Genomic DNA, 23,603 nt, shown 5'->3' on the forward strand with positions numbered 1-23,603 from the left:
CCCGCGTGCCTGTCTTACAAGCATGGCTGAGATGAGCGATGTCCAGAGGTGCCCGGCGGCCATGTCCATGAAAACCGACACCAGGATCGAGCTGGTGCTGCTCGTCATATTGGCGGTGCTGTGGGGCGCATCCTACAGCTTCATCAAGATCGGCGTCGCGACGATCCCGCCGGTGACGCTGATCGCCGCGCGAACCCTGATCGCGGGTGGCATCCTGCTTGCCCTGATCCGCTGGCGCGGGCTGGCCTTGCCGGGTGATGCCGCAAGCTGGCGCCGGTTTGCATTCCAGGCATGTCTCAACAGCGTCGTGCCGTTCACGCTGATCGCTTCGGCCGAGCGCTCGCTGGACGCCGGGCTGGCCACGATCCTGAATGCGACCTCGCCGATCTTCACTTTCTTGCTGACCGCCCTCATCAGCCGCCACGAACCGGCGACCATGCGCAAGCTGTTCGGCGTCGCGGCGGGAATAGCCGGAATATGCCTCGTTGTCGGCGCCCCGGCGCTAGGCGGCCTCGAACAGCAATTGTTGCCGCAACTTGCCGTGGTCGCGGCGACGCTCTGCTATGCCGGCGCTGCCGTTTTCGGCCGCGGCTTCAGGAGGCTCGACCCGATGGTGGCCGGCGCTTCGATGCTCTGCGGCGCCGCGATGCTGATCCCGTTGAGCCTTGCGTTCGACCGGCCATGGACCCTGGCGCCATCGACAGCTTCGGTCCTTGCGCTGCTCGGGCTTTCGGTGTTTTCAACCGCGCTGGCCTTCTCAATCTATTTCCGCCTCCTGCACACGCTGGGCTCCGTCGGCACCACCTCGCAAGCCTATCTGCGGGTGCCGATCGGCGTCGCTATCGGAGCCGTGTTCCTTGGCGAAAGCCTTGGTCCGAGCGCATGGTGGGGAATGGCCCTGGTCGTCGCCGGCGTGGCGGCGATGACCATTCCCCAGGCGAAGGTCGCGCGCTAGGAAGCCGCGCTTGCGACTTGGGCGGTCTCCGCCTATTCGGAGATATCAGCCACGGGCACGTTTGATATGGAATTGGAAACGCCGTGATTCTCGACGCCGCCCGCGCCGCCTTGAGCCGGCTGTTCTCGCCCGAATTCCGTTCCGTATTCCTGAAGACGCTGGGGCTGACCTTGCTGGCGCTGGCGGCGCTGTGGTTCGGGATTAAGAGCCTGTTCGAATGGCTGGCCTGGCCATGGATCGATGCATGGCTGCCCGCCCTTCCCTCCTGGGCCGGATGGCTGGGCGCTGTCGTCGCCGGTATCGGCCTTGCGCTGGGCTTGGCTCTTTTCATCGCGCCGGTGACGGCGATCATCGCCGGCCTGTTCCTCGACGACGTCGCCGAAACGGTCGAGCGCACCGACTATCCGGACGATCCGCCCGGACGCGACGTGCCGGCGCTGCGCTCGCTGGTGCTGGCGATCAGGTTCTTCGGCGTCGTCATCCTCGGTAATATCGTCGCCCTGCTGCTTCTGCTGGTGCCGGGCATCAACATTGCCGCTTTCTTCATCGTCAACGGCTATCTGCTCGGGCGCGAGTTCTTCGAATTCGCCGCCATGCGCTTTCGCCCGGAGGCCGAGGCCAAGGCACTGCGCAGAAAGCACGCGGTCACCGTGTTCCTGGCCGGGCTGGTCGTCGCCGCGTTCCTGGCGGTGCCGCTGCTCAACCTTCTGACGCCGCTGTTCGCCGCCGCCATGATGGTGCATCTGCACAAGGCGATCTCGGCGCGGGAAGGGAGCTAGCGCAGCAGGAAGCCCCTGCCCAGTTCGTCGTCGTCCTCGACGATGAATTCGGCCCGGCCTGAGTAATAGGCGCGGCCGCCGACGCGGGCGATGATGGCATCATGCGGCCCGGCTGCGGCCGTGCGCGCGACGGCGCCGGAAAAGCGCGAGCCGGCGATGCTCTCGAAAAGCCGCGTCCGGCCGATCCCGATCTGGCCCTTGGCGTGCATGGCCGCCAGCCGCGCGGTGACGCCCGAGCCGGTCGGCGAACGGTCGACCTCGGCTTCGGCGAAAACGCAGATGTTTTTGGTCGGCGTATCGGAGAATGCATCCTGTCCGTCGGTCAGGATGGTGCCGTAGAGGAAGGCGAGATCGGCATGGTCGGGGTGCGACAGCGGCAATTCGGCCTTGAGCTTATTGGTCAGCGCGGTCGCCGCATCGACGAAATCGCGCACCCGGTTCCTACGGAATTCCAGCCCGAACTGACGGCAATCGGCCAGCGCATAGAAGGCGCCGCCATAGGCGATGTCGAAGCCGACCGGACCGTAGCCCGGCAGCTCGATCCGCTGGTCGCGGGCGAACAGAAACGCCGGCACGCTTTCGAAGGACACCGCACCGGCCTTGCCATCCCTTACCTCGACCACAGCCGAAATCAGCCCGCATGGCGCCTCGATATTGACGGTCGTCAGCGGCTCGCGTGGCACCACCAGCCGCTCGTCGACGGCGTAGCGGCCGAGCGCGACGATGGCGTGGCCGCACATCGTCGAATAGCCCTCATTGTGCATGAACAGCACCGCGAGGTCGGCCCCCGGCAGGTCGGGCTCCACCAGCAGCGCGCCATACATGTCGTAATGGCCGCGCGGCTCGAACATCAGGATCTTTCTGAGATGATCGAGATGGTCGCGCACATAGGCACGCTTTTCGAGGATGGTGCCCTTGGGAATGTCGGGGTAGCCGCCGGTGACGATCCGCAGCGGCTCGCCGCCGGTGTGCATGTCGACGACGGTGAGCGTCATTCGCCGGGCCCGACCTAGGCTGAAGATTTGGCAAAAAGCGCCTGCAGCTTGCCGAACGGCATGGCGGCGCGGGTGAAGCCGAAGGTGCCGTCCTGCTGGATCTCGCGCGCCGCGGTCTCCAGCATGCCGAAGGCGAAATTGGTGAGCCATGGGCCGAGCGAGACGCGCTTTACCCCCGCCATGGCAAGGTCGGCGATGGTGAAGCCGGGCCTGGCCATGACGTTGACCGGCTTGGTCAGCGCCGAGCAGACGGTTCGCACCATCTCAATGTCGCCCAGCCCAGGTGCATAGAGCACGTCGGCGCCGGCCTTCTCGAAGGCCTGCAGCCGCTTGATCGTATCGTCAAGGTCGGGCTTGCCCCACAGAAAATTCTCGGCCCGCGCGGTGAAGACGAAATCGCGTTTCAGCGCCCGTGCCGCCTCCGCCGCAGCCGCGACGCGCTCGACGGCATGCGTAAAATCATAGATCGGCTTGTCGGGCTCGCCGGTATGGTCTTCGATCGAGCAGCCGGCGAGGCCAGCCGCCTCGGCGGCGAAGATGGTCTCGCCGGCACTTGTCGCGCTGTCGCCCTTGCCCCTTTCGAGATCCGCCGAAACCGGCAGCCCGGTCGCCGCCGACACTTCACGGCAATGATGGATCATCGCCTCGAACGTCACCGCGCCATCGGGCAGGCCGCGCGAAAAGGCAAAGCCGGCGCTGGTCGTGGCAAGCGCCTTGAAGCCGAACGAGGCTAAGAGCTTGGTCGTGCCGACGTCCCAGGAATTGGCCATGACGAAGATCGAGGCATGCAGGTCGCGAAAAATCTTGCCTTTATCCATGGATGCTCCCCTCCAGTGCAGAATGTGAGGCAAATTCTAGCCCGGCGGAAGGCGCCGGGCAAACAAATGCGGTTGGTTCAGAAGCGTTTGGCGTTCTCATCTGCCAATCGGTCCAGCGCATCGGAATCCTTGACGTAGCGCGAAGCGTTTTTGTCCCAATGATAGGTGACGGAAATGTCGCGCGAAGACGCCTCTGGCGGCTGCTGGCCGTCGCAGCTGTCTTCCCCCGGCAGCGTCGCGTCGGTCACCGTGACCTTGATGGCTGCATAGGGCTGGCCGTCGGCCATCGCCTGGAACGCCGCCTTCTGCGTCCTCCTATGGGTGCAGAGGTTTTCGTCGAACGTATAGATCATGTCGATCAACTCGAACCTGTCGTTGCGGACCATGATCAGCGGCGTGATCCCATAGCCCTGGCTCGAATTGAAATGCATGCTCATGCTGATGATGGCGTCGTCACCAGGCCCGATCGGCAGCTTGCCCGGCTCGCGAAGATAGGTGATGCGGTCGACGGCGACATTGACCGCGTCGAGCAGCGCCGGCTTGTCGGTGATGTCGTAGAGTGCCAGCACGACATAGCCCTCGGCACTGTCAGGCGAGTCGCCGAGGTCGAACAGCATGGCCAGCCGCTCCTTGCCGCCGGCCTTGATGCCGAGCACGCCGGCACTGGAAAGGCCCGACGTCGGCGGCGGCGAGCCGCCGTAGTCCGGTCCAGCGATGTGACGCATCTCGATCGGCATCGAACCTCGGAAAAAGCCGTCCTTGTCCGCGGCCAGATCGGGAATGACCATCCTGGCGAGGTCGAGATAAGTGACATCGCTGTGGCCGGAGACGGCGCTGCCGAGCTCCGGGAAGCTGACGGCCTCTGCGCTGGCCGTCGTCCAAAGACAGGGCAGCAGCAGGCAGGCAAGGAGGAAACGAAGCAGGGGGAAGGTCATGCGCACGCTCGTTATGTCCGGCGCGCGCAAGCTAGCACAAGCAGCTGCAACATACAGTGCAGCCTGCGCAAAGGCGATCAGTGGATCGGCACCAGCCCGGCCAGTTCACGCATGTCGTCGAACAGGATACCGCCGGCTTCGATCAGCCCATCGCGGTCGGAAAGCGGGTCGCCGTGATAGGAATAGACGCGCATGCCGGCGGCGATGCCGGCTGCCGTCCCGGCGACGCTGTCCTCGATGACGATGCAGTCGGCGGGCGCGAAGCCCATCGTCGCTGCCGCATGCAGGAAGAGGTCGGGAAACGGCTTGCCGCGCGAGACCATGGTCGAGCTGAACAGCGCATGCTCGAACAGCGGCAGCAGCCCGGTCTGGCCGAGCGTGATGTGCATTTTCGATACCCGTGCCGACGAGGCGACGCAGGTGGCGATACCGGCGGCGTGCACGGTTTCGATGAACTCGCGAACATAGGGGATAGCCTCGACGCCATGCGCGAACAGGTCCGGCAGGCCGGCGTTCCAGCGCTCGACGAAATCGGCGCCGAGGCTGACGCCGGTTGCCTCGACTTCCTTCTGCACCGAGACCATGCTGCGGCCGGAGAAGTTCTTGCGGCAATATTCGAAGCTGGCCGGAAAGCCGGCCGCGGTCAGCCACTCGGCGAGGCGCTGATTGGCCAGGTTCTCGGTATCGACCAGAACTCCGTCGCAATCGAAGATAACGAGCTTGGGGATTTTCATCAGGCGGTGCCGGTCGATCCGAAGCCGCCCGAGCCGCGCGCCGTGCCGCCGGCCAATGTGCGCTCCTCGACGGTCGCCTGCGTCACCGGGGCGAAGACGATCTGGGCGATCCGCATGCCGCGCGTCACCGCGAAATCCTCGTCGCCGAGATTGATCAGCAGCACCTTGACCTCGCCGCGGTAGTCGCTGTCGATGGTGCCCGGCGTGTTGAGGCAGGTGAGCCCGTGCTTGAAGGCAAGACCGGAACGCGGCCGGACCTGGCCTTCGACGCCCCCCGGAATTTCCAGGACCAGGCCGGTCGGCACCAGCGCGCGCTTTCCCGGCAGGATCAAAAGCGGCCTGTCGTCCGGGACGGCGGCGCGCAGGTCCATGCCGGCGGCGCCCGAGCTCTCATAGGCAGGCAGCGGCAACCCCTCGCCATGCGGTAGCCTGACGAAGCCGACAGCCGGACCGATGACGGAGGTAGGATAAAGTGCTGCGCGCATGAGGCTGATCCTATCGTCGCGAACGCCGGTTCAGTCAACTCGGCGGCAATGCTATCAACGGCTTTCTTTCAGCACAGTTCCGCTTCAGCGCAGTTCCATCGGAACGACCGTGGTCTCCCTGATCTCCTCCATGACGAAGGAGGCCGAAACGTCCGACAGTGCCACCTTGGCGATCAGCCGCTGGTAGAGCCGGTCATAGGCCTTCACATCGGCGACGCGGGCGCGCAGGACATAGTCGAGGTCGCCGGACATGCGGTAAGCGCCGGTGATCTCGGCAAAGCCGGTCACCGCCGCCCGGAATCTTTGCAGCCAGTCGGGATCGTGGTTCGAGGTGCGGATCAGGATGAACACGGAAAGGCCGAGCCCAAGCTTGTCGGCGTCGACCAGCGCCACCCGGCCGGTGATGACGCCGTCTTCCTCCAGCCGCTTGACCCGGCGCCAGCAGGCATTGCGCGACAGCGATATTCTTGCCGAGAGCTGGTCGACGGACAGCGTGCCGTCGCGTTGCAGCTCGGCCAGCAATCTCCGGTCTATTTCGTCGATTTCCGGCATCATGTGGGATGTTTGTCCCAAAATTCGGCTAGAGACAAGGACAATTTGAGACCGATGAACCTGACAGCCGTGGCAGGATATTCATCGTCGGCTCTTCATACCGGCAGGAGGGATCGACATGACAGCACGGCTCGCAAGACTTTTTACCTCTCACCCGGCCGCGGTCGGCGAGAGCTATTTCGGCCATATGGCTTTCGCCGCGTGGTTTTCGTCGCGATTGTTCATGGCGGCCTTTGCCGCGCTTATTCATGCTTTCTTGCCGTTTCTGTTCGAGACCACGGCAAGCGGCATCATCCGTGAACTCTATGAGCGGACGCACAACAGGGGACGGTGAGCCGTAGAGGCGCCGATCGCGGCGAGGCCGCTGGACAGCGCCGACCCTCAACGGATCCCGGCAGCGCAATCCCGATCAAGCGCCGCCGTCGTCGAAATGCCGAACCAGGCTTGAAGCTGCGCCGCAATCTGCCATTTTGGGGAGCGCGGCGCGATAGCCCGGAGCAGTCACGATGGATATCGTCTTTTCCTCGACCGCCAAACTGGCCGCGGCCATCCGCGACCGTACGGTTTCCGCAATAGAGGTGCTGGACGCGCATCTGGCGCAGATCGACAGGGACAATGAAGCGGTCAATGCCGTCGTAACCCTCGATCGGGACGGTGCACGGCAACGCGCCGGCAAGGCCGACGAGGCGCAGGCGCGCGGTGAGGCACTTGAGCCGCTGCACGGTATACCATTCACGCTAAAGGACACGCACGAAACCGCTGGCATGAGAACCACCGTCGGCTTCCCGGCCTTCGCCGACTATGCCCCGAGGGCAGACAGTCCGGTCGTTGCCCGGCTGGAGGCGGCAGGCGGCATATTGGTGGGCAAGACGAACGTGGCGACAATGCTCGGTGACTGGCAGTCGAGCAATCCGCTGTTCGGCCGCACCGGCAACCCCTGGAACCTCCAGCGCACCGCCGGCGGCTCCAGTGGCGGTGCGGCGGCGGCGCTCAGCACCGGGATGACGCCGTTCGAGGTCGGCACCGACATGCAGGATTCAATCCGGCTGCCCGCTGCATTTTGCGGCGTCTATGGCCTCAAGCCGACCGAGCACCGCGTCTCGCTCGCCGGCGCCTTCCCCGATCCAGGCGGGGCGCCGCGCAGCGTGAGGCTGATCTCCTGCCTAGGACCGATGGCGCGCAGCGTCGAGGACCTAGCGCTGATCTACGGCCTCATTGCCGGGACGTATGGAAGCGACACCGACCTTGCGCCGGTACCGGTCGAAGACCTACCGGAACTGGATCTCAGGAATTTGCGCATTGCCGTCGCGCCGTCCTTTCCGGGCTTTCCGGTGGCCGGCGAGATCGGCGCGGCGGTCGAAAGTCTGGCAAATGAGCTTCAGGCTGCGGGCGCCATCGTCGAGGAAGCCGAATTGCCGAAGCTAGACCTGCACGACGACCTGAAGCAGGGCGGCGTCCTGATCGGCATGATGCTGGAGGCGGCGCGGCCCGAACCGCCGGAAAAGCCGACGCCGGTCTCGCGCTGGTTCGAGGCGCTCGCCCGCCGCGACCGCTCCATCCTGGCGTGGGATCGGTTCTTCGAAGACTGCGACGCCTTGCTGTGCCCGGTCGCCATGGCCGCCGCCTTCCCGCATTGCGAGCCGGGAACGCCGATCGAGGTCGATGGTAGCGAGCAAAGCTACTGGATGCTGCCGGCCTATGGCGCGGTGTTCAACTACAGCGGCCATCCCGCACTGTCGCTGCCCTGCGGACAGGACAGCGACGGCCTGCCCATCGGCCTACAGCTTGTTGGCAAACGCTGGTCGGAGTCGCGCCTGCTCGGGATCGCCAGGGCAATCGAGCCGCTGACCGGCGGCTTTCGCCGGCCGCCCGGTTATTGAGTAAACCGCCCCAGCCCGTAGGGATCAAGCAGCGGATCGCGCTCGCCGTCGAGGATTTCGCGGGCGACAAACAGGCCGACGGCCGGGGCCAACGTGATGCCGGAATGCATGACCGCGACGTAGACGCCGCTCGTGCCTGCGGCGCGGCCAATGATTGGAAAGCCATCGACCGGCGTCGGCCGGTAGCCAATGGTGTGGAAATCGAATTCCAACCCATCTGCGCCGCGCAGCATCGCCTTCATCGCCGCAAACAGGTCGCGGGCGGTGGCTGCGGCATCCATGCCGGGATCGGCGCCGCCGAAATCCGAGCCGGCGATGATGCGGCCTTCCGCCGTCTGGCGCAGATGCAGGCGGTCGCCGATCACCAGGCCGTTGAGCAGCTTTTCGGTGGGGCGCGAATGCACGATCAGGCCGGGTGGCGTCTCGATCGGCAGTTCTATCCCGGCTGTTGCCGCTAGTGCCGGAGACCCGGCTCCGGCCGCGATCATCACCTCGTCGGCAGCAATCCGCCCGCCGGATGTATCGACGCCGGCAATCCTGCCGTTGGCCTGCACAAGCGCGGTCGCGGTAACTCCCGTCAGCAGCCGCGCGCCGCGCCGCTCGGCGTCAACCAGCAGTGCTTGCGTGGCGGCGACCGGCTCGGCAACGCCTTCCCCAGGCACATAAAGGGCGAAATCGGGAAGCTCGGTCAGATTGGGCTCGATGCGCGCCGCTCCGGCACGGTCGACACGTTCGATGCCATAGCCCCAGGCGGAATGCTCGGCCGCATAGGCCTCAAGTTCGGCACGCGGCAGGTCCCAGCACAAACCACCGCACCATTGCAACGGGATGCCGGGCACCTCGTTCGCCAGCCGCGTCCATTCGGCCATCGACCGAATGCGCAGCCGGAAATAGACCTCCGGATTACCCCAGCTGGCATTGATCCAAGCAAAGGAATTCGGCGTCGCGATGCCGCCGGCGCCGGTGCCGGCAATGACCGTCACCTTTGCCCCGGCCCTGGTCAGGTGCCAGGCGATGGAGGCGCCGACGATGCCGGCGCCGATGACAATCACTTCTTTCGCCGCTGTCATACTTCACTCCTCGTTCCGACGCCACCACTGCGATGCCATTGCCCGTGGGTTCTGCCAAGAGCGCGCGATACCAAAAATGCCTCTTGACTTTAATACGTACGTACGTATTATACCGACATGGCTAGACATTCACTTCGCGAAAAACTTCTCGACGCCGGTTTCAAGACCATCTGGAGTTCCGGCTATTCGGCGGCCGGCGTGCGCGACATCGTCGCCGCGGCCGATGCCCGCCCGGGCTCCTTCACCAATCATTTTGCCTCCAAGGAGGCGTTCACCGGCGAGGTGCTGGACCGCTATTTCGCCTATGTGAGCGGTTTGGTGGAGCAGGCCCTCGCCCGGGACGGCACGCCCCCGGTCGGGCGCTTGCGCCGCTATCTCGAAATCATCACGTCGAAGCTGGAGGCGCATGATTGGGCACGGGGCTGCATGATCGGCAATCTCAGCCTCGAGACGGCGGCTCACAGCGAGGCGCTGAGGCTGCAACTCGTCGCCATCTTCGAACGCTGGCGTAAGCCCTTTGCCGAATGCATCGCCGAAGGCCAGGCGGCCGGCGATATCTCCGACGCGTTCGATGCCGAGGATCTCGCCGATTTCCTTTTGAGTTCCTGGCAAGGCGCGATGCTGCGCATGAAGGTGGAGCGCAGTCCCGAACCGCTCGAGCGTTTCAAGAACATCGTCTTCAAAACAGTCTTCGCAGAAAGGAGCTGATCCGATGACCCCGAAACTCGAAAAGCCGCAATCCCGCACAATGTTGCCGCGCTCGCAAGTCGCGGTACTCGATTCCACCATTTCCTATGTCGAGGCAGGTACGGCTGGCCCGACAGTACTCTTCCTGCACGGCAACCCGACGTCGTCCTACATCTGGCGCGACATCATCCCGCATGTGGCGCCGTTCGGCCGCTGCATTGCGCCCGACCTGATCGGCTATGGCCAATCCGGCAAGCCGGACATCGACTATCGCTTCTTCGACCACGTCCGGTATCTCGACGCTTTCATCGAGACGCTTGGCATCACCGACATGGTGGTCGTCGCGCAGGATTGGGGCACCGCGCTCGCCTTCCATCTCGCCGTACGGCGGCCGCAGCGGATCCTCGGCCTCGCCTTCATGGAATTCATCCGCCCTTTCGAGAGCTGGGACGATTTCCACCAGCGTCCGCAGGCGCGCGAATTGTTCAAGGCAATGCGCACGCCCGGCGTCGGTGAGAAGCTTGTCCTGGAAGACAACGTCTTCGTCGAAAAAGTGCTGCCGGCTGCTGTGCTGCGCACGATGAGCGATGAGGAAATGGCCGCCTACCGGGCGCCGTTCCCGACACCGCAATCGCGCAAGCCGATCCTGCAGCTGCCGCGCGACCTGCCGATCGAAGGCCAGCCCGCCGATGTCGCCGCCATCAGCGAGAACGACCATCGGGCGCTCCGGCTCTCCTCCTACCCGAAGCTGCTTTTCTCAGGCGATCCAGGCGCCCTCGTCTCGCCGCAGGCGGCACGGGAATTCGCGGCGGGCCTGAAGAACTGCCGGCTGATCGATCTCGGACCCGGCGCACATTATCTGCAGGAGGACCATGCCGACAGGATCGGCGCCGCGATTGCCGAGTGGATTCCCGAGGTGGCCTCCCAGAGCCGTGCGGCCGAACCGGCCTGACGTCGGGACGTGAACCGGCGGCTGCGGCAGCCGGAGAGGTCGACTGCACTGCACTCAGGTTCCAGGCGATGGAAGCGCAGATGCCGAGGATGTCTTTGCTCACGGCCGTCCACCTTTAACGGCAGGACTTCATACCCTCCTGCCGTCGTGATACATGCACGTCGTGGTGTTCCGTTCTCGAAACGGTCGATGACATCGTCTTTGCGAGAAAGCTCTGCGCTGTTGAGTTCCCGACCAGAAATCATGTCCCAGCCACGAAGGGCTCGTTTGCGCCGCTGGACGCGAGGTCTCGCTCTTGGCACTGCCATGGTCATGATCGTCTATGCCGTCTTCTTCGGCCCACTGCCGTTCATTCGATCGTGGTGGCAAGTCGGTGACTACAGCTGGCATGATCCCTTGCATAAACGCCATCGCATCGCCGACAGCCTGGTGCTGACCGGGTGGTTGGTTGGGAAATCGCGGGCAGAAGTCCTTGCGGCGCTCGGCGCGCCGCCTGAGACCGACAAGTTTTCCGATTGGAGCCTGGTCTATGTCCTTGGCCCGGAAAGGGGATTGCTTTCGATCGACTATGAATGGCTCGCCATCCGCACGGATGATGCCGGTTCGGTCACTGAAGCGGCTGTGATCCGTGACTGAACTCGCGGCCCGCAGCGACATTTGCATCATCTGGCATTGAGGGCGAAGGGTGTTTCCGTTCGACAGACCGGAAAAGCGCTGCTAAAAGCCGCGCACCACATGGGATTCCATAAATTGGCTGAACACATCACGCACGCGGTGGCGCGCCGCCGCACTTTCGCGATCATTGCCCACCCCGACGCCGGCAAGACCACGCTCACCGAAAAACTGCTTTTGTTCGGCGGCGCCATCCAGCTCGCCGGCGAGGTCAAGGCCAAGAAGGACCGCATCCAGACCCGGTCGGACTGGATGAAGATCGAACGCGAGCGCGGCATTTCGGTGGTCACCTCGGTGATGACCTTCGAATACGAGGACACCGTCTTCAACCTGCTCGACACGCCCGGCCACGAGGATTTCGCCGACGACACCTATCGCACGCTGTCGGCGGTCGACAGCGCGGTGATGGTCATCGACGCTGCCAAGGGCATCGAGCCGCGCACGCTGAAACTGTTCGAGGTCTGCCGGCTGCGCGATATCCCGATCATCACCTTCGTCAACAAGATGGACCGCGAAAGCCGCGACCCCTTCGACATCCTCGATGAGATCGAGCAGAAGCTGGCGCTCGACACCGCACCGATCACCTGGCCGATCGGCCGCGGCAAGACCTTTTCCGGCACCTACCATCTGGCGCTGAACGCGGTGCGCAAGGGTGACGCCGAGAAGGAGCGCACGCCGGTCAACGGTCCCGATTCCAACCGCGTCGCCGGCCTGCTGCCGGAGAACGACCGTGAGGCCTTCATTGAGGAGCTGGAGCTGGCGCGCGAGGCCTGCCGCCCGCTCGACCTGGAAGCTTTTCGCGAAGGCCATCTGACCCCGGTCTATTTCGGCTCGGCGCTGCGCAATTACGGCGTGCGCGACCTGATCGAGGCGCTCGGCGCCTATGGGCCGCCGCCGCGCGCGCAGGAGGCCGACAGCCGCAAGGTCGAGGCGACCGAGGACAAGATGACCTCCTTCGTCTTCAAGATCCAGGCCAATATGGACCCCAACCACCGCGATCGCATCGCCTTCGTCCGCGTCTGCTCCGGCAAGCTCGAGCGCGGCATGAAGGCCAAGCTGGTGCGCACGGGAAAGCCGATGAGCCTGTCGGCGCCGCAATTTTTCTTCGCCCGCACCCGCGTTACTGCCGACGAGGCATTCGCCGGCGATGTCGTCGGCATCCCCAACCACGGCACGCTGCGCATCGGCGACACGCTGACCGAGGGCGAGGAGATCCTGTTTCGCGGCGTGCCGAATTTCGCGCCTGAAATCCTGCGCCGCGTTCGCCTCGGCGATGCCATGAAAGCCAAGAAGCTCAAGGAAGCGCTGCACCAGATGGCCGAGGAAGGCGTCGTGCAATTGTTCTCGCCGGAGGACGGTTCACCGGCCATCGTCGGTGTCGTCGGCGCCCTGCAGCTCGATGTCCTGAAAGAGCGGCTGAACTTCGAATACACACTGCCGGTCGATTTCGAGATGTCGCGCTTTTCCGTCTGCCGCTGGATATCGGCCGACGACAGGGCAGAGCTCCAGCGCTTCATCGAGGCGCATCGCGGCGACATCGCCCGCGACCTCGACAACGATCCAGTGTTCCTCGCCCAGCACACCTTCTCGCTCAACTACGAGGCCGAGCGCTGGAAGGCGATCCGCTTCGCCGCAGTCAAGGATTACCAGGTCCGCGACAGAGCGGCCTGATGCGCCCCTTCCATTCTCCCCTTGTTGTGAGAGAAGGTGTCGCCGAAGGCGACGGATGAGGGGTGTTCCAGGAAACACCAACGTCTCATTCCGTCCAGCACCCCTCAACCGTCTCGGCGCTTCGCGCCGATCCACCTTCTCCCACAGGGGGAGAAGGAAAGATCGCGTTCGTTCACCCCTTGGCTGCCTCTTCGATCTTGGCGATGTCGATCTTGCTCATCTGCATCATCGCCTGCATCACGCGGCCGGCCTTTTCCTTGTCGGGGTCCAGCAGCAGCCTGGGCAGCTGCTCGGGAACGACCTGCCAGGAGAGGCCGAATTTGTCCTTCAGCCAGCTGCACCGGCTGGGCTCGCCACCGCCAGCGATGAGCCTGTCCCAGAAATAGTCGACCTCCTCCTGCGTCTTGCAGTCGATGGAGAGCGAGACAGCCTGGGTGAACTTGAATTGCGGCCCGCCGTTGAGCGCCTGGAATTGAACGCCGTCGAGCTCGAATGAGACCATCAGCACCTTGCCCTCATTATCGCCGCTGCCCTTGGGCCAGCGCATCACGCTCAGCACCTTCGAATTCTTGAAGATGGAGATGTAATGGTTCATGGCCTCCTCGGCCTGGTCGTCGAACCACAGGCAGGGGGTGATCTTTTGCATTCTCTTGCTCCTCGGGCTGGTTTTGGCTTTGTTTTCACTCGCAAAACGGCTGGCTGACGATTGACGCCCGGTCCCGCCGTCTGCCCAAGGACGCTCGAGCAAAACACGATCCGACAGCGCCTCTGACTTTTTTGCGATCTGGGCCGGCTGCGTCTTTGGCTGGCCGCTCGTTCCGGTCCCTGGCGCAGCGCAAAATTGTGGCCAGACCAGAGCGTGGCGTCTATAAGGCCTGCGGCTCATTCCGGTTTTCCGCGCCTGTCCGGCGCGACGCAGACAGCAAGGACAGTTCAATGCCCGCCTACCGTTCCCGCACCACCACCCATGGCCGCAACATGGCCGGCGCCCGTGGCCTTTGGCGCGCCACCGGGATGAAGGATTCGGATTTCGGCAAGCCGATCATCGCCGTGGTCAATTCCTTCACGCAGTTCGTGCCGGGCCATGTCCATCTGAAAGACCTCGGCCAGCTGGTTGCCCGCGAGATCGAAAAGGCCGGCGGCGTCGCCAAGGAATTCAACACCATAGCCGTCGATGACGGTATCGCCATGGGCCATGACGGCATGCTCTATTCGCTGCCGTCGCGCGAATTGATCGCCGACTCGGTCGAATACATGGTCAACGCGCATTGCGCCGACGCGATGGTCTGCATCTCGAATTGCGACAAAATCACGCCCGGCATGCTGATGGCGTCGCTGCGCCTCAACATCCCCACTGTCTTCGTCTCCGGCGGGCCGATGGAGGCCGGCAAGGTGGTGCTCGCCGGCAAGAGCCAGGCGCTTGATCTGGTCGACGCCATGGTGGCGGCCGCTGACGACAAGATCTCCGACGAGGACGTCAAGATCATCGAGCGATCGGCCTGTCCAACCTGCGGCTCGTGCTCGGGCATGTTCACCGCCAATTCGATGAACTGCCTGACCGAGGCGCTTGGCCTGTCGCTGCCCGGCAACGGCTCGACGCTGGCCACGCATGCCGACCGCAAGCGCCTGTTCGTCGAGGCCGGCCACCTGATCGTCGATCTTGCCCAGCGCTATTACGAGCAGGACGACGACACCGCGCTGCCGCGCAACATCGCCTCGAAGGGCGCCTTCGAGAACGCCATGACGCTCGACATCGCCATGGGCGGCTCGACCAACACCGTGCTGCACATCCTTGCCGCAGCACATGAGGGCGAGGTCGACTTCACCATGGAGGACATCGACCGGCTGTCACGGCGGGTTCCGGTGCTGTGCAAGGTGGCGCCGGCCAAGGCGGACGTTCATATGGAGGATGTCCACCGCGCTGGCGGCATCATGGCGATCCTCGGCCAGCTGGATAGCGCCGGGTTGGTCAATCGCGACCTGCCGACAGTGCACACCGCAAGCCTCGGCGAAGCGCTGGACCATTGGGATATTTCGCGCACCACCAGCAAGAATGTCCGCGATTTCTTCCTGGCGGCACCCGGCGGCGTGCCGACGCAGGTCGCCTTCAGCCAGGACCGCCGCTGGGACGATCTCGACACGAACCGCGAAACCGGCGTTATCCGCTCGGCCGAACATCCTTTCTCCAGGGATGGCGGCCTTGCCGTGCTGAAAGGCAATCTGGCGCTCGACGGCTGCATCGTAAAGACCGCGGGTGTCGATGAATCGATCCTGAAATTCACCGGCCCGGCAAGGGTGTTTGAAAGCCAGGACGCCAGTGTCAAGGCGATCCTGTCGAACGAGATCAAGGCCGGCGATGTCGTCGTCATCCGCTATGAAGGGCCACGCGGCGGCCCCGGCATGCAGGAAATGCTCTACCCGACCAGCTATTTGAAGTCGAAAGGCCTCGGCAAAGCCTGCGCGCTGATCACCGACGGTCGTTTTTCCGGCGGCACCTCCGGCCTGTCGATCGGCCATGTCTCGCCGGAAGCGGCGGAAGGCGGGCTGATCGGGCTGGTCAGGGAAGGCGACACGATCGAGATCGATATCCCCAAGCGCACCATCAGGCTTGCTGTCGACGACGCGGAGCTCGCCGCCCGCCGCGCGGCGATGGAGGCCAAGGGAACGGCTGCCTGGAAGCCCGAGGAAAAGCGCAAGCGCAAGGTGACGACGGCCTTGCGCGCCTATGCGGCGATGGCGACAAGTGCTGCAAAGGGGGCGGTGCGGTACGTGCCGGAATAGCGCCTTTTCCTTCTCCCCTTGGGGGAGAAGGTGGATCGGCGCGCAGCGCCGAGACGGTTGAGGGGTGCTGGACGGAGTGCAGGGGATGCCAAGCTGGAACACCCCTCATCCGACCGAGCTTCGCTCGGCCACCTTCTCCCACAAGGGGAGAAGGGAAGGCCGCGCCTGAAGGTTCCGCCTTGCGGCAGCACGCTGAATGGAAAGAAACGGCTTTTTTGAACGAGGTGGCGCTAGATGGATTTTGACCTTGTGGTGCGCGGCGGCACGCTGCCCGACGGCAGGATCGCCGATATCGGCATCGTCGGCGAAACGATCGCAGCGATAGAACCCGAGCTGAACGTCAGCGCCGGCACGGCGATCGATGCCCATGGCAATCTGGTCTCGCCGCCCTTCGTCGATCCGCATTTCCATATGGACGCCACGCTTTCGCTCGGCATTCCGCGCATCAATGTCTCGGGCACGTTGCTCGAAGGCATCTCGCTGTGGGGCGAGCTGAAGCCGCTTCTGACCCACGAGGCAGTGCGCGACCGCGCGCTTGCCTATTGCGACTGGGCGGTGTCGATGGGCCTGCTCGCCATCCGTACCCATGTCGATGTCTGCGATGACCGCCTGCTGGCGGTCGAAGCGCTGCTCGACGTGAAGAAGACGGTCGCGCCGTATATCGACCTGCAACTGGTCGCCTTCCCGCAGGACGGGTTTTACCGCTCGCCGACGGCGCGCGACAACATCATCCGGGCGCTCGACATGGGTGTCGATGTGGTCGGCGGCATTCCGCATTTCGAGCGCACAATGGCCGACGGCACGCGCTCCGTCACCGAGCTCTGCGAGATCGCGGCCGAGCGCGGCCTGATGGTCGACCTGCATTGCGACGAGACCGACGATCCGCTGTCGCGCCACATCGAGCAGCTTGCCTATGAGACGCAGCGGCTTGGATTGCAGGGCAGAGTGGCCGGCTCGCACCTGACATCGATGCATTCGATGGATAATTACTACGTCTCGAAGCTATTGCCGCTGATTGCCGAGGCCGGCATTTCGGCGATCCCCAACCCGCTGATCAACATCATGCTGCAGGGCCGCCACGACACCTTTCCCAAGCGCCGCGGCCTGACGCGGGTCAAGGAAATGCTGGCGCACGGGATCCGCGTCGGCTGGGGCCAGGATTGCGTGCTCGATCCCTGGTATTCGCTGGGCACGGCAGACATGCTCGATGTCGCCTTCATGGGCCTGCATGTCGCGCAGATGTCGAGCCCGGCCGAGATGGCGCGCTGTTTCGACATGGTCACCAACGTCAATGCGGCCATCATGGGTCTCGACCACCTCGGCCTGGCCGTCGGCAAGCGCGCCAGCCTGGTCGTTCTCGATGCCGGCAACCCGGTCGAGGCGCTGCGGCTGCGCCCAGAGCGTCTCTGCGTCATCGCCAAAGGCAAGGTAGTGGCCGAGCGCAGCCGGCAGGACACCCGGCTTTCGATCGCCGGAAGGCCGGGCACGGTGAACCGGCGCCACGCTTAAAGCGCGTCGCGCTCGACCGGCCTCATGCGACGCGCTTTAAGTTCCTGTTTTGATGCATGTCGTTGTCGCAAAACCGCTGCACACTTTTGCGCGACATGCATTAGTCCAGCCGATTTCCGGCGCTGGTCTTACCGAATTCTCGATTTTCGCCTCGTCATGGCCGCAGCTTGCGACTACGACGCGGGTCACCGTAGCCACGGTGAGGAACCGGTAACGGAATGGCGCAGCCCGCGACCCAGAATTCGACGATCAGGAATGTGCTGCTGGCCGGCATCCTGCTGATGCTCGCCGGCGATTTCCTGTTTGCGTTGAACGACGCGATGGGCAAGTGGCTGGTTGCCAGTTTTTCCGTCGGCCAGGTCGTGCTGATCCGCTCGATCGGCGCTTTTTTCATACTCGGGCCGATGATCGCACATCAGGGTGCGGCCAAGCTGTTTCGCATGGAGCGGCCCGAGCTGCAGCTGCTTCGCGTGGTGATGACGACGCTCGACACGGCGCTGTTCTACGCGGCGGTCGTCTATCTGCCGCTCGCCGACGTGATGAGCTTCTACATGGCCGGGCCGATCTATGTGGCGGCGCTGTCGCACTTTTTGCTCGGCGAAAGGGTCGGCTGGCGCCGCTGGGCGGCGATCCTGGTCGGGTTCTGCGGCGTGCTGATCATGCTGAAGCCGTCCTCGGCCGCGTTCTCGCTATCCTCGATGTTCGCGCTCGCCGGCAGCATTTCCTTTGCCTTCGCCATCATCCTCAATCGGCGGCTGCGCGGCACCAGCGACACGTCGCTTGTCACCTGGCAAACCATCGGCACGCTGCTGGTCGGCGCTGCCTTGACGCTCGGCACCTGGAGGACGCCGTCCTCGCTCGATTTCGGCGCCATGCTGCTGCTCGGCATCGTCTCCTGCGGCGCGCATCTGATGATCACCCGGGCGTTGAAGCTGGCGCCTGCCTCGACCTTGGCGCCGCTGCATTACAGCCTGCTGTTGTGGGCAGTGGTCTTCGGCCTCGCCTTCTTCGGCGATGTGCCTGGGCCGCGCATCCTGATCGGCTCGGCAATCGTCGTGCTGGCCGGCCTGTTCATCTTCCATCGCCAAAAGGTGGTCGACACCGTGCCACCAGAAAACGTGCCGAAGGGCGTGAATTAACCCCGGCGCACCACTTTGAGATGCCGCGAAAACTCCGGCGTCTCCATCAGTGCCTTGCAGCGTGCAAACCGGCCGTCGGCATAGGCGCGAAAGTCGTCGGCCGGATTTTTGTTGGCAAGCTGGATCAAGCCCCACAGCGTCCACAACAGGTCGCACATCGCCTTGTAAATGACGATGCGGCCGCGCTCCGCCGGTCTTGGCTCGCCGCCGAAATAGGCCAGCATCATTTCCTCCTCCTGCGCGGCGTCGAATTGTCCTTCGACGCTGAGGTCGCCGAGATCCCAGAGCGGATCGTTCATGCCGGAATATTCCCAGTCGACGATCCACATCCTGTCGCCAGTATCGAGAAAGTTTTCGCAGAGCGGGTCGCAGTGGCAGGCGACGATCGGCAGAGGATGAGCCGCAAGTGCCGAGCGCACGGTTTCCGCCTCGCGGACCACATCGTGATAGCCGGCAGGCAGGGCGACGTCCTTGGTCGACAGCACTTTCAGATAATCGTCGATCATCGCAAACAGCTCGAAGCGGAAGGGGAACACCGCGCCGGATGTGTGCAGCTTGCGAAAGGCCTTGCCGGCGCGTGCCGGGCTGCCGGGTCGGGTCTTGAACTTTTCCGGCGACATCGTCTCGGCGCCGGCGATGAAGCGGGTCACCAGCACGCCGGTCTCGGCATCGACATGCAGCACTTCCGGGCTGACGCCTGCCTTCGCCGCTTCCCGCGCCGCCACTGCCTCGTTCGCGCGGTTGATATATTCCTCGGTGCCCTTGCCGGGGATACGCAGGCAGAAATCTTTCCCCCTGAAGACGAGGTTGGTGAGGCCGCCGAGCCGTTCCAGCGGGCCGTCATAGCCGGCCAGCATCGGAATGGCCGCAAGCGCGGCGCGTGCCTGGTCGTCCGCCATGGCTTTCGCTCCTTTCCCCGTGTTATTGCGACGACGACGGTTCCACAGTTTTCGCCGTTTGGCTATGATCGCGTTGCGGATCGATACCAGGCGACGGAAAGCGATGACGGACAGCAAACAGCAGAGCGCACTCGCCGCAGCCTATGCGGCGAAGCGGCCGGAAGACGTCGCGGCGCTCTACGACAGTTGGGCAGGCACCTATGACGCCGACATGTCGGCGGCCGGCTATCGCCATCCGACCATCTGCCTTGCCTTGCTGGCCCGCCATCTGCCGCGCGGCGCCGCTCCTCTCCTAGACGCAGGCGCCGGCACCGGGCTCATCGGCGAATGGCTTGCCATCACTGGTTATCCGCAGGTCGAAGCGCTCGACATTTCGGAAGGCATGCTGGTGCAAGCTGCGCGCAAAGGCGTCTATTCGGTGCTGCACTGCCTGGCGCTGGGCGGACCGCTGCCCTTCGTCGACGATGCCTATGCCGGGATCATCTCCGCCGGCGTCTTCACGTCGGGCCATGTCGGAGCCGAGGGGCTGGACGAGCTGATCCGCATCTGCCGTCCGGGCGGGGTGATCGTGCTGACGGTGAAGAACACGCTGTGGGACACGGGTTTTGCCGCGCGGATTGCCGAGCTCGAAGCGCAAGGCACCGTCACCCGCGCCGAAGAGACGCCGCCCTACATTTCGATGCCAGGCGAGGCCGATACCGTGCCGAGCCGGGGGCTGGTGCTCATCGTGAACTGAGGCTGAAACCGGAAGGCTCTACGCCTTCACCTTTGCTCCCGTCGGATCGTAAAGCGGCTCGAGATGGATCTTAGCCGGCGTCCGTTCCATTGCGACCACGAGCTCGTAGTCGCCGGAGGCTAGGAAATCATCGCTGACGCCATCGGCATTGCGCACATAGCCGTAGCCGATGTTCTTGCCGATGGTGTAGCCATAGCCGCCGCTGGTGAGATAACCGACGGCGTCGCCGTTGCGCAGGATGGTCTCGCGCCCGAGCAGCACGACATCCGAATCGTCGACAGTGAAGCCGGCAAAGCGTTTCCTGAGCGTCGAGCCATCGAGCTTTTCAAGCGCCCGCCGGCCGAGGAAATCGGTGTTCTTCCTGAGCTTCACCGCCCAGCCGAGGCCGGCCTCCTGCGGCGTGTCGTTGGGTGTGATGTCGGCGCCCCAGGCGCGGTAGCCTTTTTCCAGCCGCAGCGATTCCAGCGCCCGATAGCCGACCGGGCGAATGTCGTGGACAGCGCCCGCCGTCATCAGCGCGTCGAAAACCTCGCCCGTCGCCGCGATCGGCGCATGCAGTTCCCAGCCGAGTTCGCCCACATAGGTGACGCGCAGTGCCCGGACGGCGTGGCCGGCAATGACGATCTCGCGAACGTGGCCGAACGGAAAGGCGGCGTTCGAGACGTCGGCATCGGTCACCGCTGACAGCACGTCACGGGCGCGCGGCCCCATCAGCGACAATGTGCCGAAATCCTCGGTGACGTCGGTCAGCGTCACGTCGAACTCCCTGCCGATATGATCGGCAATCCAGGAGAAATCATGCGTGCGGAAACCGGTACCGGTGACGATGTAGAATTTCTCCTCACCGAGCCTCGCCACGGTCAAATCGGCCTCGATGCCGCCGCGCGTGTTGAGGAGTTGCGTGTAGGTCAGCCTGCCGACCGGCTTGGCAACGTCATTGGCGCAGATCCAGTCCAGCGCCTTCAGCGCGTCGGCTCCGGTCATTTCGTATTTGGCAAACGACGACTGGTCGAAAATGCCGATCTTTTCGCGCACATGGCGATGTTCGTCACCGACGGGTGAAAACCAGTTCTGCCGGCCCATCGAATAGACGTCTTTCGGCTCGACGCCTTCCGGCGCGAACCAGTTCGGCCGCTCCCAGCCGAGTTTCGAGCCGAACACGGCGCGATGTTTTTGCAGCCGCTCGTATAAAGGTGAGACGATGCGCGGCCGGCCGCTGACATATTCCTCATGCGGGAAGCCGATCGTGTAGTGCTTGCCGTAGGCTTCCAGCGTGCGGTCACGGACCCATTGCCTGTCGCGGTGCAGATCGGAGAAGCGGCGGATGTCGACCACCCACAAATCGAGCGGCGCCTCGCCGTCGACGACCCATTGCGCCAGCACCCAGCCGGCGCCGCCGCCGGACGCGATGCCGAAGGCATTGAAGCCGGCGCCGACGAACATATTGGGGCATTCCGGCGCCACGCCGAGGATGAAATTGCCGTCCGGCGTAAAGCTCTCCGGCCCGTTGATCATCTGCTTGACGCCGACATTGGCGAGCGCCGGGACACGCTCGATCGCCTGGCTCATATGCTGCTCGAAATGATCGTAATCATCGTCGAACAGCCGGAACTCCCAATCGTCCGGCACATCGCCGCCCGGCAGACCGGTCGTCCAGGCCTGCGGGTTCGGCTCGTAGCCGCCCATCACCAGGCCGCCGACCTCCTCCTTGAAATAGGTGCGGCGATCGGGGTCGCGAATTGTCGGCGCGTCGGTCGCCAAGCCGTCGATCCTCTCGGTGATGATGTACTGGTGCTTCACCGGCTGCAGCGGCACGTTTATGCCGGCGAGCGCACCCACCTGCCGCGCCCATTGCCCGGCGCAGTTCACCACCTTGTCGCAGGCGATATCGCCCTTGCTGGTCTTTACCGCGGTGATGCGGCCGTCTCTCATTTCGAAGCCGGTGACCCGCACCTCCTCGAACAATCTTGCGCCATGCATGCGCGCGCCCTTGGCCAGCGACTGGGTGATGTCGGAAGGGCTTGCCTGACCGTCAGTCGGCAGCCAGGAGGCGCCGACGAGGTCGCCGGTTTCGAGCAGCGGCCACATTTCCTTGACCTCTGCCGGCGATAGCAGATGCATGTCCATGCCGAAGCTCTTGGCCGTCGTTGCCAGCCGCTTATACTCGGTCCAGCGGTCGGCATTGGTGGCGAGGCGCAGGCAGCCAGTCATCTTCCAGCCGGTGGCGAGGCCGGTTTCGGCTTCCAGCCCCTTGTAGAGATCGACCGAATATTTGAGCACGCGAGTGATCGATGCCGACGAGCGCAGCTGGCCGACCAGCCCGGCAGCATGCCAGGTCGAGCCCGAGGTCAGCTTGCCCTGTTCGAGCAGCACGATTTCGGCCTTGTGGTCGCGCGCCAGATGATAGGCCGTCGAACAGCCGATGATGCCACCGCCGATGACGACGATCCCGGCCTGGGCGGGCAAGGTCATGTCCGCGTCCCGTATTTTGTCCTGTAGTTTTCCAGGGCGGCTTCGAGCCGCGCCAGGTTTTCGTCAGCGTAGGCGGCGTAGTCGACACCGGGCGCGTCGAGGTAAAGCTCGGAAACCATGCCCCACATCGCCTCACGCAGCAGCGACGCGCATTGCATGGCGGCGTGCGAGCGCCGTATCGCTGGGTCCGGCTCCTTCATGAAATAGGCGGTCAGGAAGGCGAAGGACTCCTCGTCGCTCATGCCGGCATTCGACGCGGCGCCGGCAAGGTCGAACATCGCGGTGTTGAAGCCTGCATATTCGAAATCGATGAGCCACAGCCTGTGACCGTCGTCGATTATGTTAGCCGGCAGAAGATCGTTGTGGCCGAAGACGATTGGCAGCAGTTTTTGCGCGCGCTCGAGCTCGTCCGCCAGCGTCAGCAGGCGCGGCAGTTCGCCCAGCTTGCGGCTGCGGCCTTCCTCCAGCGTGCGCGCATAGTCGCGAATGACGTGAAACACCCAGAACATGAAGCCGGCGCCGGAGACATGACCGGGCATCTCCCGGTGGAAACCGCGCAGCAACGCGGCAACGCGGCCGAGATCGGCGCGCACGTCTTGCGCGACATAGGCCTTGGCGCCGAGATACTCCGTCACCATGACGCCGGGTCCGGTGTAGCGGACGGCCGGAGCGAAGCCTGCCGCGTGCGCTGCCCGCGCAGTCATCATCTCGCGCTCGCGAAAGACATGGTGGAACGGATAATCCTGGCCGATCCGCACGACGTGCTGCCCGGCCGCGTCCTTGACCAGATAATTGGCATTGCTCAACCCGCCCGGCAGCGGCGCGATGTCGATGCTGCCGGTCCAGCAAGGCAGCGCACGGATGCGGTCTTCGACAGTCACG

At 64.2% G+C, this 23,603-nt stretch carries 23 protein-coding genes; 12 read left to right on the forward strand and 11 right to left on the reverse strand.

Features of this window, described 5'->3' with window-relative positions; all coding sequences use genetic code 11:
- Positions 1–67 precede the first annotated feature (67 nt).
- On the forward strand, positions 68–955 hold the full coding sequence (locus NKI19_RS21345; RefSeq protein WP_502899321.1) for an EamA family transporter: 888 nt from the start codon (positions 68–70) through the stop codon (positions 953–955).
- Positions 956–1,038: 83 nt separating this feature from the next.
- Positions 1,039–1,734 (forward strand): sulfate transporter family protein, encoded by a 696-nt coding sequence (locus tag NKI19_RS21350; protein WP_352488027.1) that lies wholly within the window; start codon positions 1,039–1,041, stop codon positions 1,732–1,734.
- Here the strand turns inward: NKI19_RS21350 and NKI19_RS21355 are convergent.
- The 6 genes from NKI19_RS21355 to NKI19_RS21380 all read right to left on the reverse strand — a co-directional run bounded on the left by NKI19_RS21355 (position 1,731) and on the right by NKI19_RS21380 (position 6,256).
- Entirely contained in the window at positions 1,731–2,729 is a 999-nt protein-coding gene (locus NKI19_RS21355) for a proline racemase family protein (RefSeq protein WP_352488025.1), read from the reverse strand. The genes NKI19_RS21350 and NKI19_RS21355 overlap by 4 nt on opposite strands.
- Before the next feature lie 14 nt (positions 2,730–2,743).
- Positions 2,744–3,547 carry an isocitrate lyase/PEP mutase family protein gene (locus tag NKI19_RS21360; RefSeq protein ID WP_352488024.1) on the reverse strand — a complete coding sequence of 268 codons (804 nt, stop codon included), beginning with the start codon at positions 3,545–3,547 and terminating at the stop codon, positions 2,744–2,746.
- Positions 3,548–3,624: 77 nt separating this feature from the next.
- Positions 3,625–4,482 (reverse strand): hypothetical protein, encoded by an 858-nt coding sequence (locus tag NKI19_RS21365; protein WP_352565211.1) that lies wholly within the window; start codon positions 4,480–4,482, stop codon positions 3,625–3,627.
- 77 nt (positions 4,483–4,559) lie between these two features.
- Positions 4,560–5,216, reverse strand: coding sequence for an HAD family hydrolase (locus NKI19_RS21370; RefSeq protein WP_352565213.1), 657 nt, complete (start codon positions 5,214–5,216; stop codon positions 4,560–4,562).
- Entirely contained in the window at positions 5,216–5,701 is a 486-nt protein-coding gene (gene dut / locus NKI19_RS21375) for a dUTP diphosphatase (RefSeq protein WP_352488019.1), read from the reverse strand. Before dut ends, NKI19_RS21370 begins: the two co-directional genes overlap by 1 nt.
- Before the next feature lie 84 nt (positions 5,702–5,785).
- Positions 5,786–6,256, reverse strand: a complete 471-nt coding sequence (locus NKI19_RS21380) for an Lrp/AsnC family transcriptional regulator (protein WP_352488018.1) — start codon at positions 6,254–6,256, stop codon at positions 5,786–5,788.
- A gap of 115 nt (positions 6,257–6,371) precedes the next feature.
- Here NKI19_RS21380 and NKI19_RS21385 point away from each other — a divergent pair, with 115 nt between their 5' ends.
- Positions 6,372–6,587 (forward strand): DUF6356 family protein, encoded by a 216-nt coding sequence (locus tag NKI19_RS21385; protein ID WP_023717932.1) that lies wholly within the window; start codon positions 6,372–6,374, stop codon positions 6,585–6,587.
- Positions 6,588–6,759: 172 nt separating this feature from the next.
- Positions 6,760–8,133, forward strand: a complete 1,374-nt coding sequence (locus tag NKI19_RS21390; protein ID WP_352565215.1) for an amidase — start codon at positions 6,760–6,762, stop codon at positions 8,131–8,133.
- Here NKI19_RS21390 and NKI19_RS21395 read toward each other — a convergent pair.
- Entirely contained in the window at positions 8,127–9,203 is a 1,077-nt protein-coding gene (locus tag NKI19_RS21395; protein ID WP_352488017.1) for an NAD(P)/FAD-dependent oxidoreductase, read from the reverse strand. The genes NKI19_RS21390 and NKI19_RS21395 overlap by 7 nt on opposite strands.
- A 117-nt stretch (positions 9,204–9,320) precedes the next feature.
- On the opposite strand from NKI19_RS21395, the gene NKI19_RS21400 reads away from it, so the two are divergent.
- From NKI19_RS21400 to NKI19_RS21415, 4 genes are all read left to right on the forward strand, one after another.
- The gene (locus tag NKI19_RS21400) at positions 9,321–9,911 is read left to right on the forward strand and encodes a TetR/AcrR family transcriptional regulator (protein ID WP_352488016.1); all 591 of its coding nucleotides are present in this window, start codon (positions 9,321–9,323) and stop codon (positions 9,909–9,911) included.
- Positions 9,912–9,915: 4 nt separating this feature from the next.
- Positions 9,916–10,842 (forward strand): haloalkane dehalogenase, encoded by a 927-nt coding sequence (locus tag NKI19_RS21405; protein WP_352488015.1) that lies wholly within the window; start codon positions 9,916–9,918, stop codon positions 10,840–10,842.
- 189 nt (positions 10,843–11,031) lie between these two features.
- A complete protein-coding gene (locus NKI19_RS21410; RefSeq protein WP_352565217.1) occupies positions 11,032–11,478 on the forward strand; it encodes a hypothetical protein in 447 nt (148 codons plus the stop codon).
- A 99-nt stretch (positions 11,479–11,577) separates the two neighbouring features.
- Positions 11,578–13,185: a peptide chain release factor 3 gene (locus NKI19_RS21415; protein ID WP_502899320.1), complete on the forward strand. Its 1,608-nt coding sequence runs from the start codon at positions 11,578–11,580 to the stop codon at positions 13,183–13,185.
- A gap of 172 nt (positions 13,186–13,357) precedes the next feature.
- Here the strand turns inward: NKI19_RS21415 and NKI19_RS21420 are convergent, their stop codons facing one another.
- Complete coding sequence (locus NKI19_RS21420) at positions 13,358–13,831, reverse strand: VOC family protein (RefSeq protein WP_352488012.1); 474 nt, start codon at positions 13,829–13,831, stop codon at positions 13,358–13,360.
- A gap of 290 nt (positions 13,832–14,121) precedes the next feature.
- Between NKI19_RS21420 and ilvD the strand changes: the two genes are divergently transcribed.
- The 3 genes from ilvD to NKI19_RS21435 all read left to right on the forward strand — a co-directional run bounded on the left by ilvD (position 14,122) and on the right by NKI19_RS21435 (position 18,614).
- Positions 14,122–15,966, forward strand: a complete 1,845-nt coding sequence (gene ilvD / locus NKI19_RS21425; RefSeq protein ID WP_352488011.1) for a dihydroxy-acid dehydratase — start codon at positions 14,122–14,124, stop codon at positions 15,964–15,966.
- A 234-nt stretch (positions 15,967–16,200) separates the two neighbouring features.
- Entirely contained in the window at positions 16,201–17,475 is a 1,275-nt protein-coding gene (locus NKI19_RS21430) for an amidohydrolase family protein (RefSeq protein ID WP_352488010.1), read from the forward strand.
- Between the two features lie 218 nt (positions 17,476–17,693).
- Positions 17,694–18,614, forward strand: coding sequence for a DMT family transporter (locus NKI19_RS21435; RefSeq protein ID WP_352488009.1), 921 nt, complete (start codon positions 17,694–17,696; stop codon positions 18,612–18,614).
- On the opposite strand, the gene NKI19_RS21440 is transcribed toward NKI19_RS21435, so the two are convergent.
- Positions 18,611–19,513 carry a phosphotransferase gene (locus NKI19_RS21440; RefSeq protein WP_352488007.1) on the reverse strand — a complete coding sequence of 301 codons (903 nt, stop codon included), beginning with the start codon at positions 19,511–19,513 and terminating at the stop codon, positions 18,611–18,613. The genes NKI19_RS21435 and NKI19_RS21440 overlap by 4 nt on opposite strands.
- Positions 19,514–19,616: 103 nt before the next feature.
- Here NKI19_RS21440 and NKI19_RS21445 point away from each other — a divergent pair, with 103 nt between their 5' ends.
- A complete protein-coding gene (locus NKI19_RS21445) occupies positions 19,617–20,249 on the forward strand; it encodes a class I SAM-dependent DNA methyltransferase (protein ID WP_352488006.1) in 633 nt (210 codons plus the stop codon).
- Between the two features lie 18 nt (positions 20,250–20,267).
- Here NKI19_RS21445 and NKI19_RS21450 read toward each other — a convergent pair whose 3' ends face one another.
- Entirely contained in the window at positions 20,268–22,721 is a 2,454-nt protein-coding gene (locus NKI19_RS21450) for a GcvT family protein (protein WP_352488005.1), read from the reverse strand.
- Complete coding sequence (locus NKI19_RS21455; RefSeq protein WP_352488557.1) at positions 22,718–23,602, reverse strand: phosphotransferase; 885 nt, start codon at positions 23,600–23,602, stop codon at positions 22,718–22,720. The genes NKI19_RS21450 and NKI19_RS21455 overlap by 4 nt, the downstream gene beginning before the upstream one ends.
- Position 23,603 lies beyond the last annotated feature (1 nt).

Origin of the sequence: Mesorhizobium sp. M0751 (genome assembly GCF_040320265.1) — a bacterium.
Classification (GTDB): domain Bacteria; phylum Pseudomonadota; class Alphaproteobacteria; order Rhizobiales; family Rhizobiaceae; genus Mesorhizobium.

Excerpts from the sequence above, each read along its gene's own strand:
- NKI19_RS21420 (WP_352488012.1), bottom strand. The coding sequence starts at position 13,831 with ATGCAAAAGATCACCCCCTGCCTGTGGTTCGACGACCAGGCCGAGGAG.
- ilvD (WP_352488011.1), top strand. The coding sequence starts at position 14,122 with ATGCCCGCCTACCGTTCCCGCACCACCACCCATGGCCGCAACATGGCC.
- NKI19_RS21435 (WP_352488009.1), top strand. The coding sequence starts at position 17,694 with ATGGCGCAGCCCGCGACCCAGAATTCGACGATCAGGAATGTGCTGCTG.
- NKI19_RS21360 (WP_352488024.1), bottom strand. The coding sequence starts at position 3,547 with ATGGATAAAGGCAAGATTTTTCGCGACCTGCATGCCTCGATCTTCGTC.
- NKI19_RS21370 (WP_352565213.1), bottom strand. The coding sequence starts at position 5,216 with ATGAAAATCCCCAAGCTCGTTATCTTCGATTGCGACGGAGTTCTGGTC.
- NKI19_RS21450 (WP_352488005.1), bottom strand. The coding sequence starts at position 22,721 with ATGACCTTGCCCGCCCAGGCCGGGATCGTCGTCATCGGCGGTGGCATC.
- NKI19_RS21385 (WP_023717932.1), top strand. The coding sequence starts at position 6,372 with ATGACAGCACGGCTCGCAAGACTTTTTACCTCTCACCCGGCCGCGGTC.
- NKI19_RS21380 (WP_352488018.1), bottom strand. The coding sequence starts at position 6,256 with ATGATGCCGGAAATCGACGAAATAGACCGGAGATTGCTGGCCGAGCTG.
- NKI19_RS21390 (WP_352565215.1), top strand. The coding sequence starts at position 6,760 with ATGGATATCGTCTTTTCCTCGACCGCCAAACTGGCCGCGGCCATCCGC.
- NKI19_RS21405 (WP_352488015.1), top strand. The coding sequence starts at position 9,916 with ATGACCCCGAAACTCGAAAAGCCGCAATCCCGCACAATGTTGCCGCGC.
- dut (WP_352488019.1), bottom strand. The coding sequence starts at position 5,701 with ATGCGCGCAGCACTTTATCCTACCTCCGTCATCGGTCCGGCTGTCGGC.
- NKI19_RS21345 (WP_502899321.1), top strand. The coding sequence starts at position 68 with ATGAAAACCGACACCAGGATCGAGCTGGTGCTGCTCGTCATATTGGCG.
- NKI19_RS21430 (WP_352488010.1), top strand. The coding sequence starts at position 16,201 with ATGGATTTTGACCTTGTGGTGCGCGGCGGCACGCTGCCCGACGGCAGG.
- NKI19_RS21355 (WP_352488025.1), bottom strand. The coding sequence starts at position 2,729 with ATGACGCTCACCGTCGTCGACATGCACACCGGCGGCGAGCCGCTGCGG.
- NKI19_RS21440 (WP_352488007.1), bottom strand. The coding sequence starts at position 19,513 with ATGGCGGACGACCAGGCACGCGCCGCGCTTGCGGCCATTCCGATGCTG.
- NKI19_RS21395 (WP_352488017.1), bottom strand. The coding sequence starts at position 9,203 with ATGACAGCGGCGAAAGAAGTGATTGTCATCGGCGCCGGCATCGTCGGC.
- NKI19_RS21445 (WP_352488006.1), top strand. The coding sequence starts at position 19,617 with ATGACGGACAGCAAACAGCAGAGCGCACTCGCCGCAGCCTATGCGGCG.
- NKI19_RS21400 (WP_352488016.1), top strand. The coding sequence starts at position 9,321 with ATGGCTAGACATTCACTTCGCGAAAAACTTCTCGACGCCGGTTTCAAG.
- NKI19_RS21365 (WP_352565211.1), bottom strand. The coding sequence starts at position 4,482 with ATGACCTTCCCCCTGCTTCGTTTCCTCCTTGCCTGCCTGCTGCTGCCC.
- NKI19_RS21410 (WP_352565217.1), top strand. The coding sequence starts at position 11,032 with ATGACATCGTCTTTGCGAGAAAGCTCTGCGCTGTTGAGTTCCCGACCA.
- NKI19_RS21415 (WP_502899320.1), top strand. The coding sequence starts at position 11,578 with ATGGGATTCCATAAATTGGCTGAACACATCACGCACGCGGTGGCGCGC.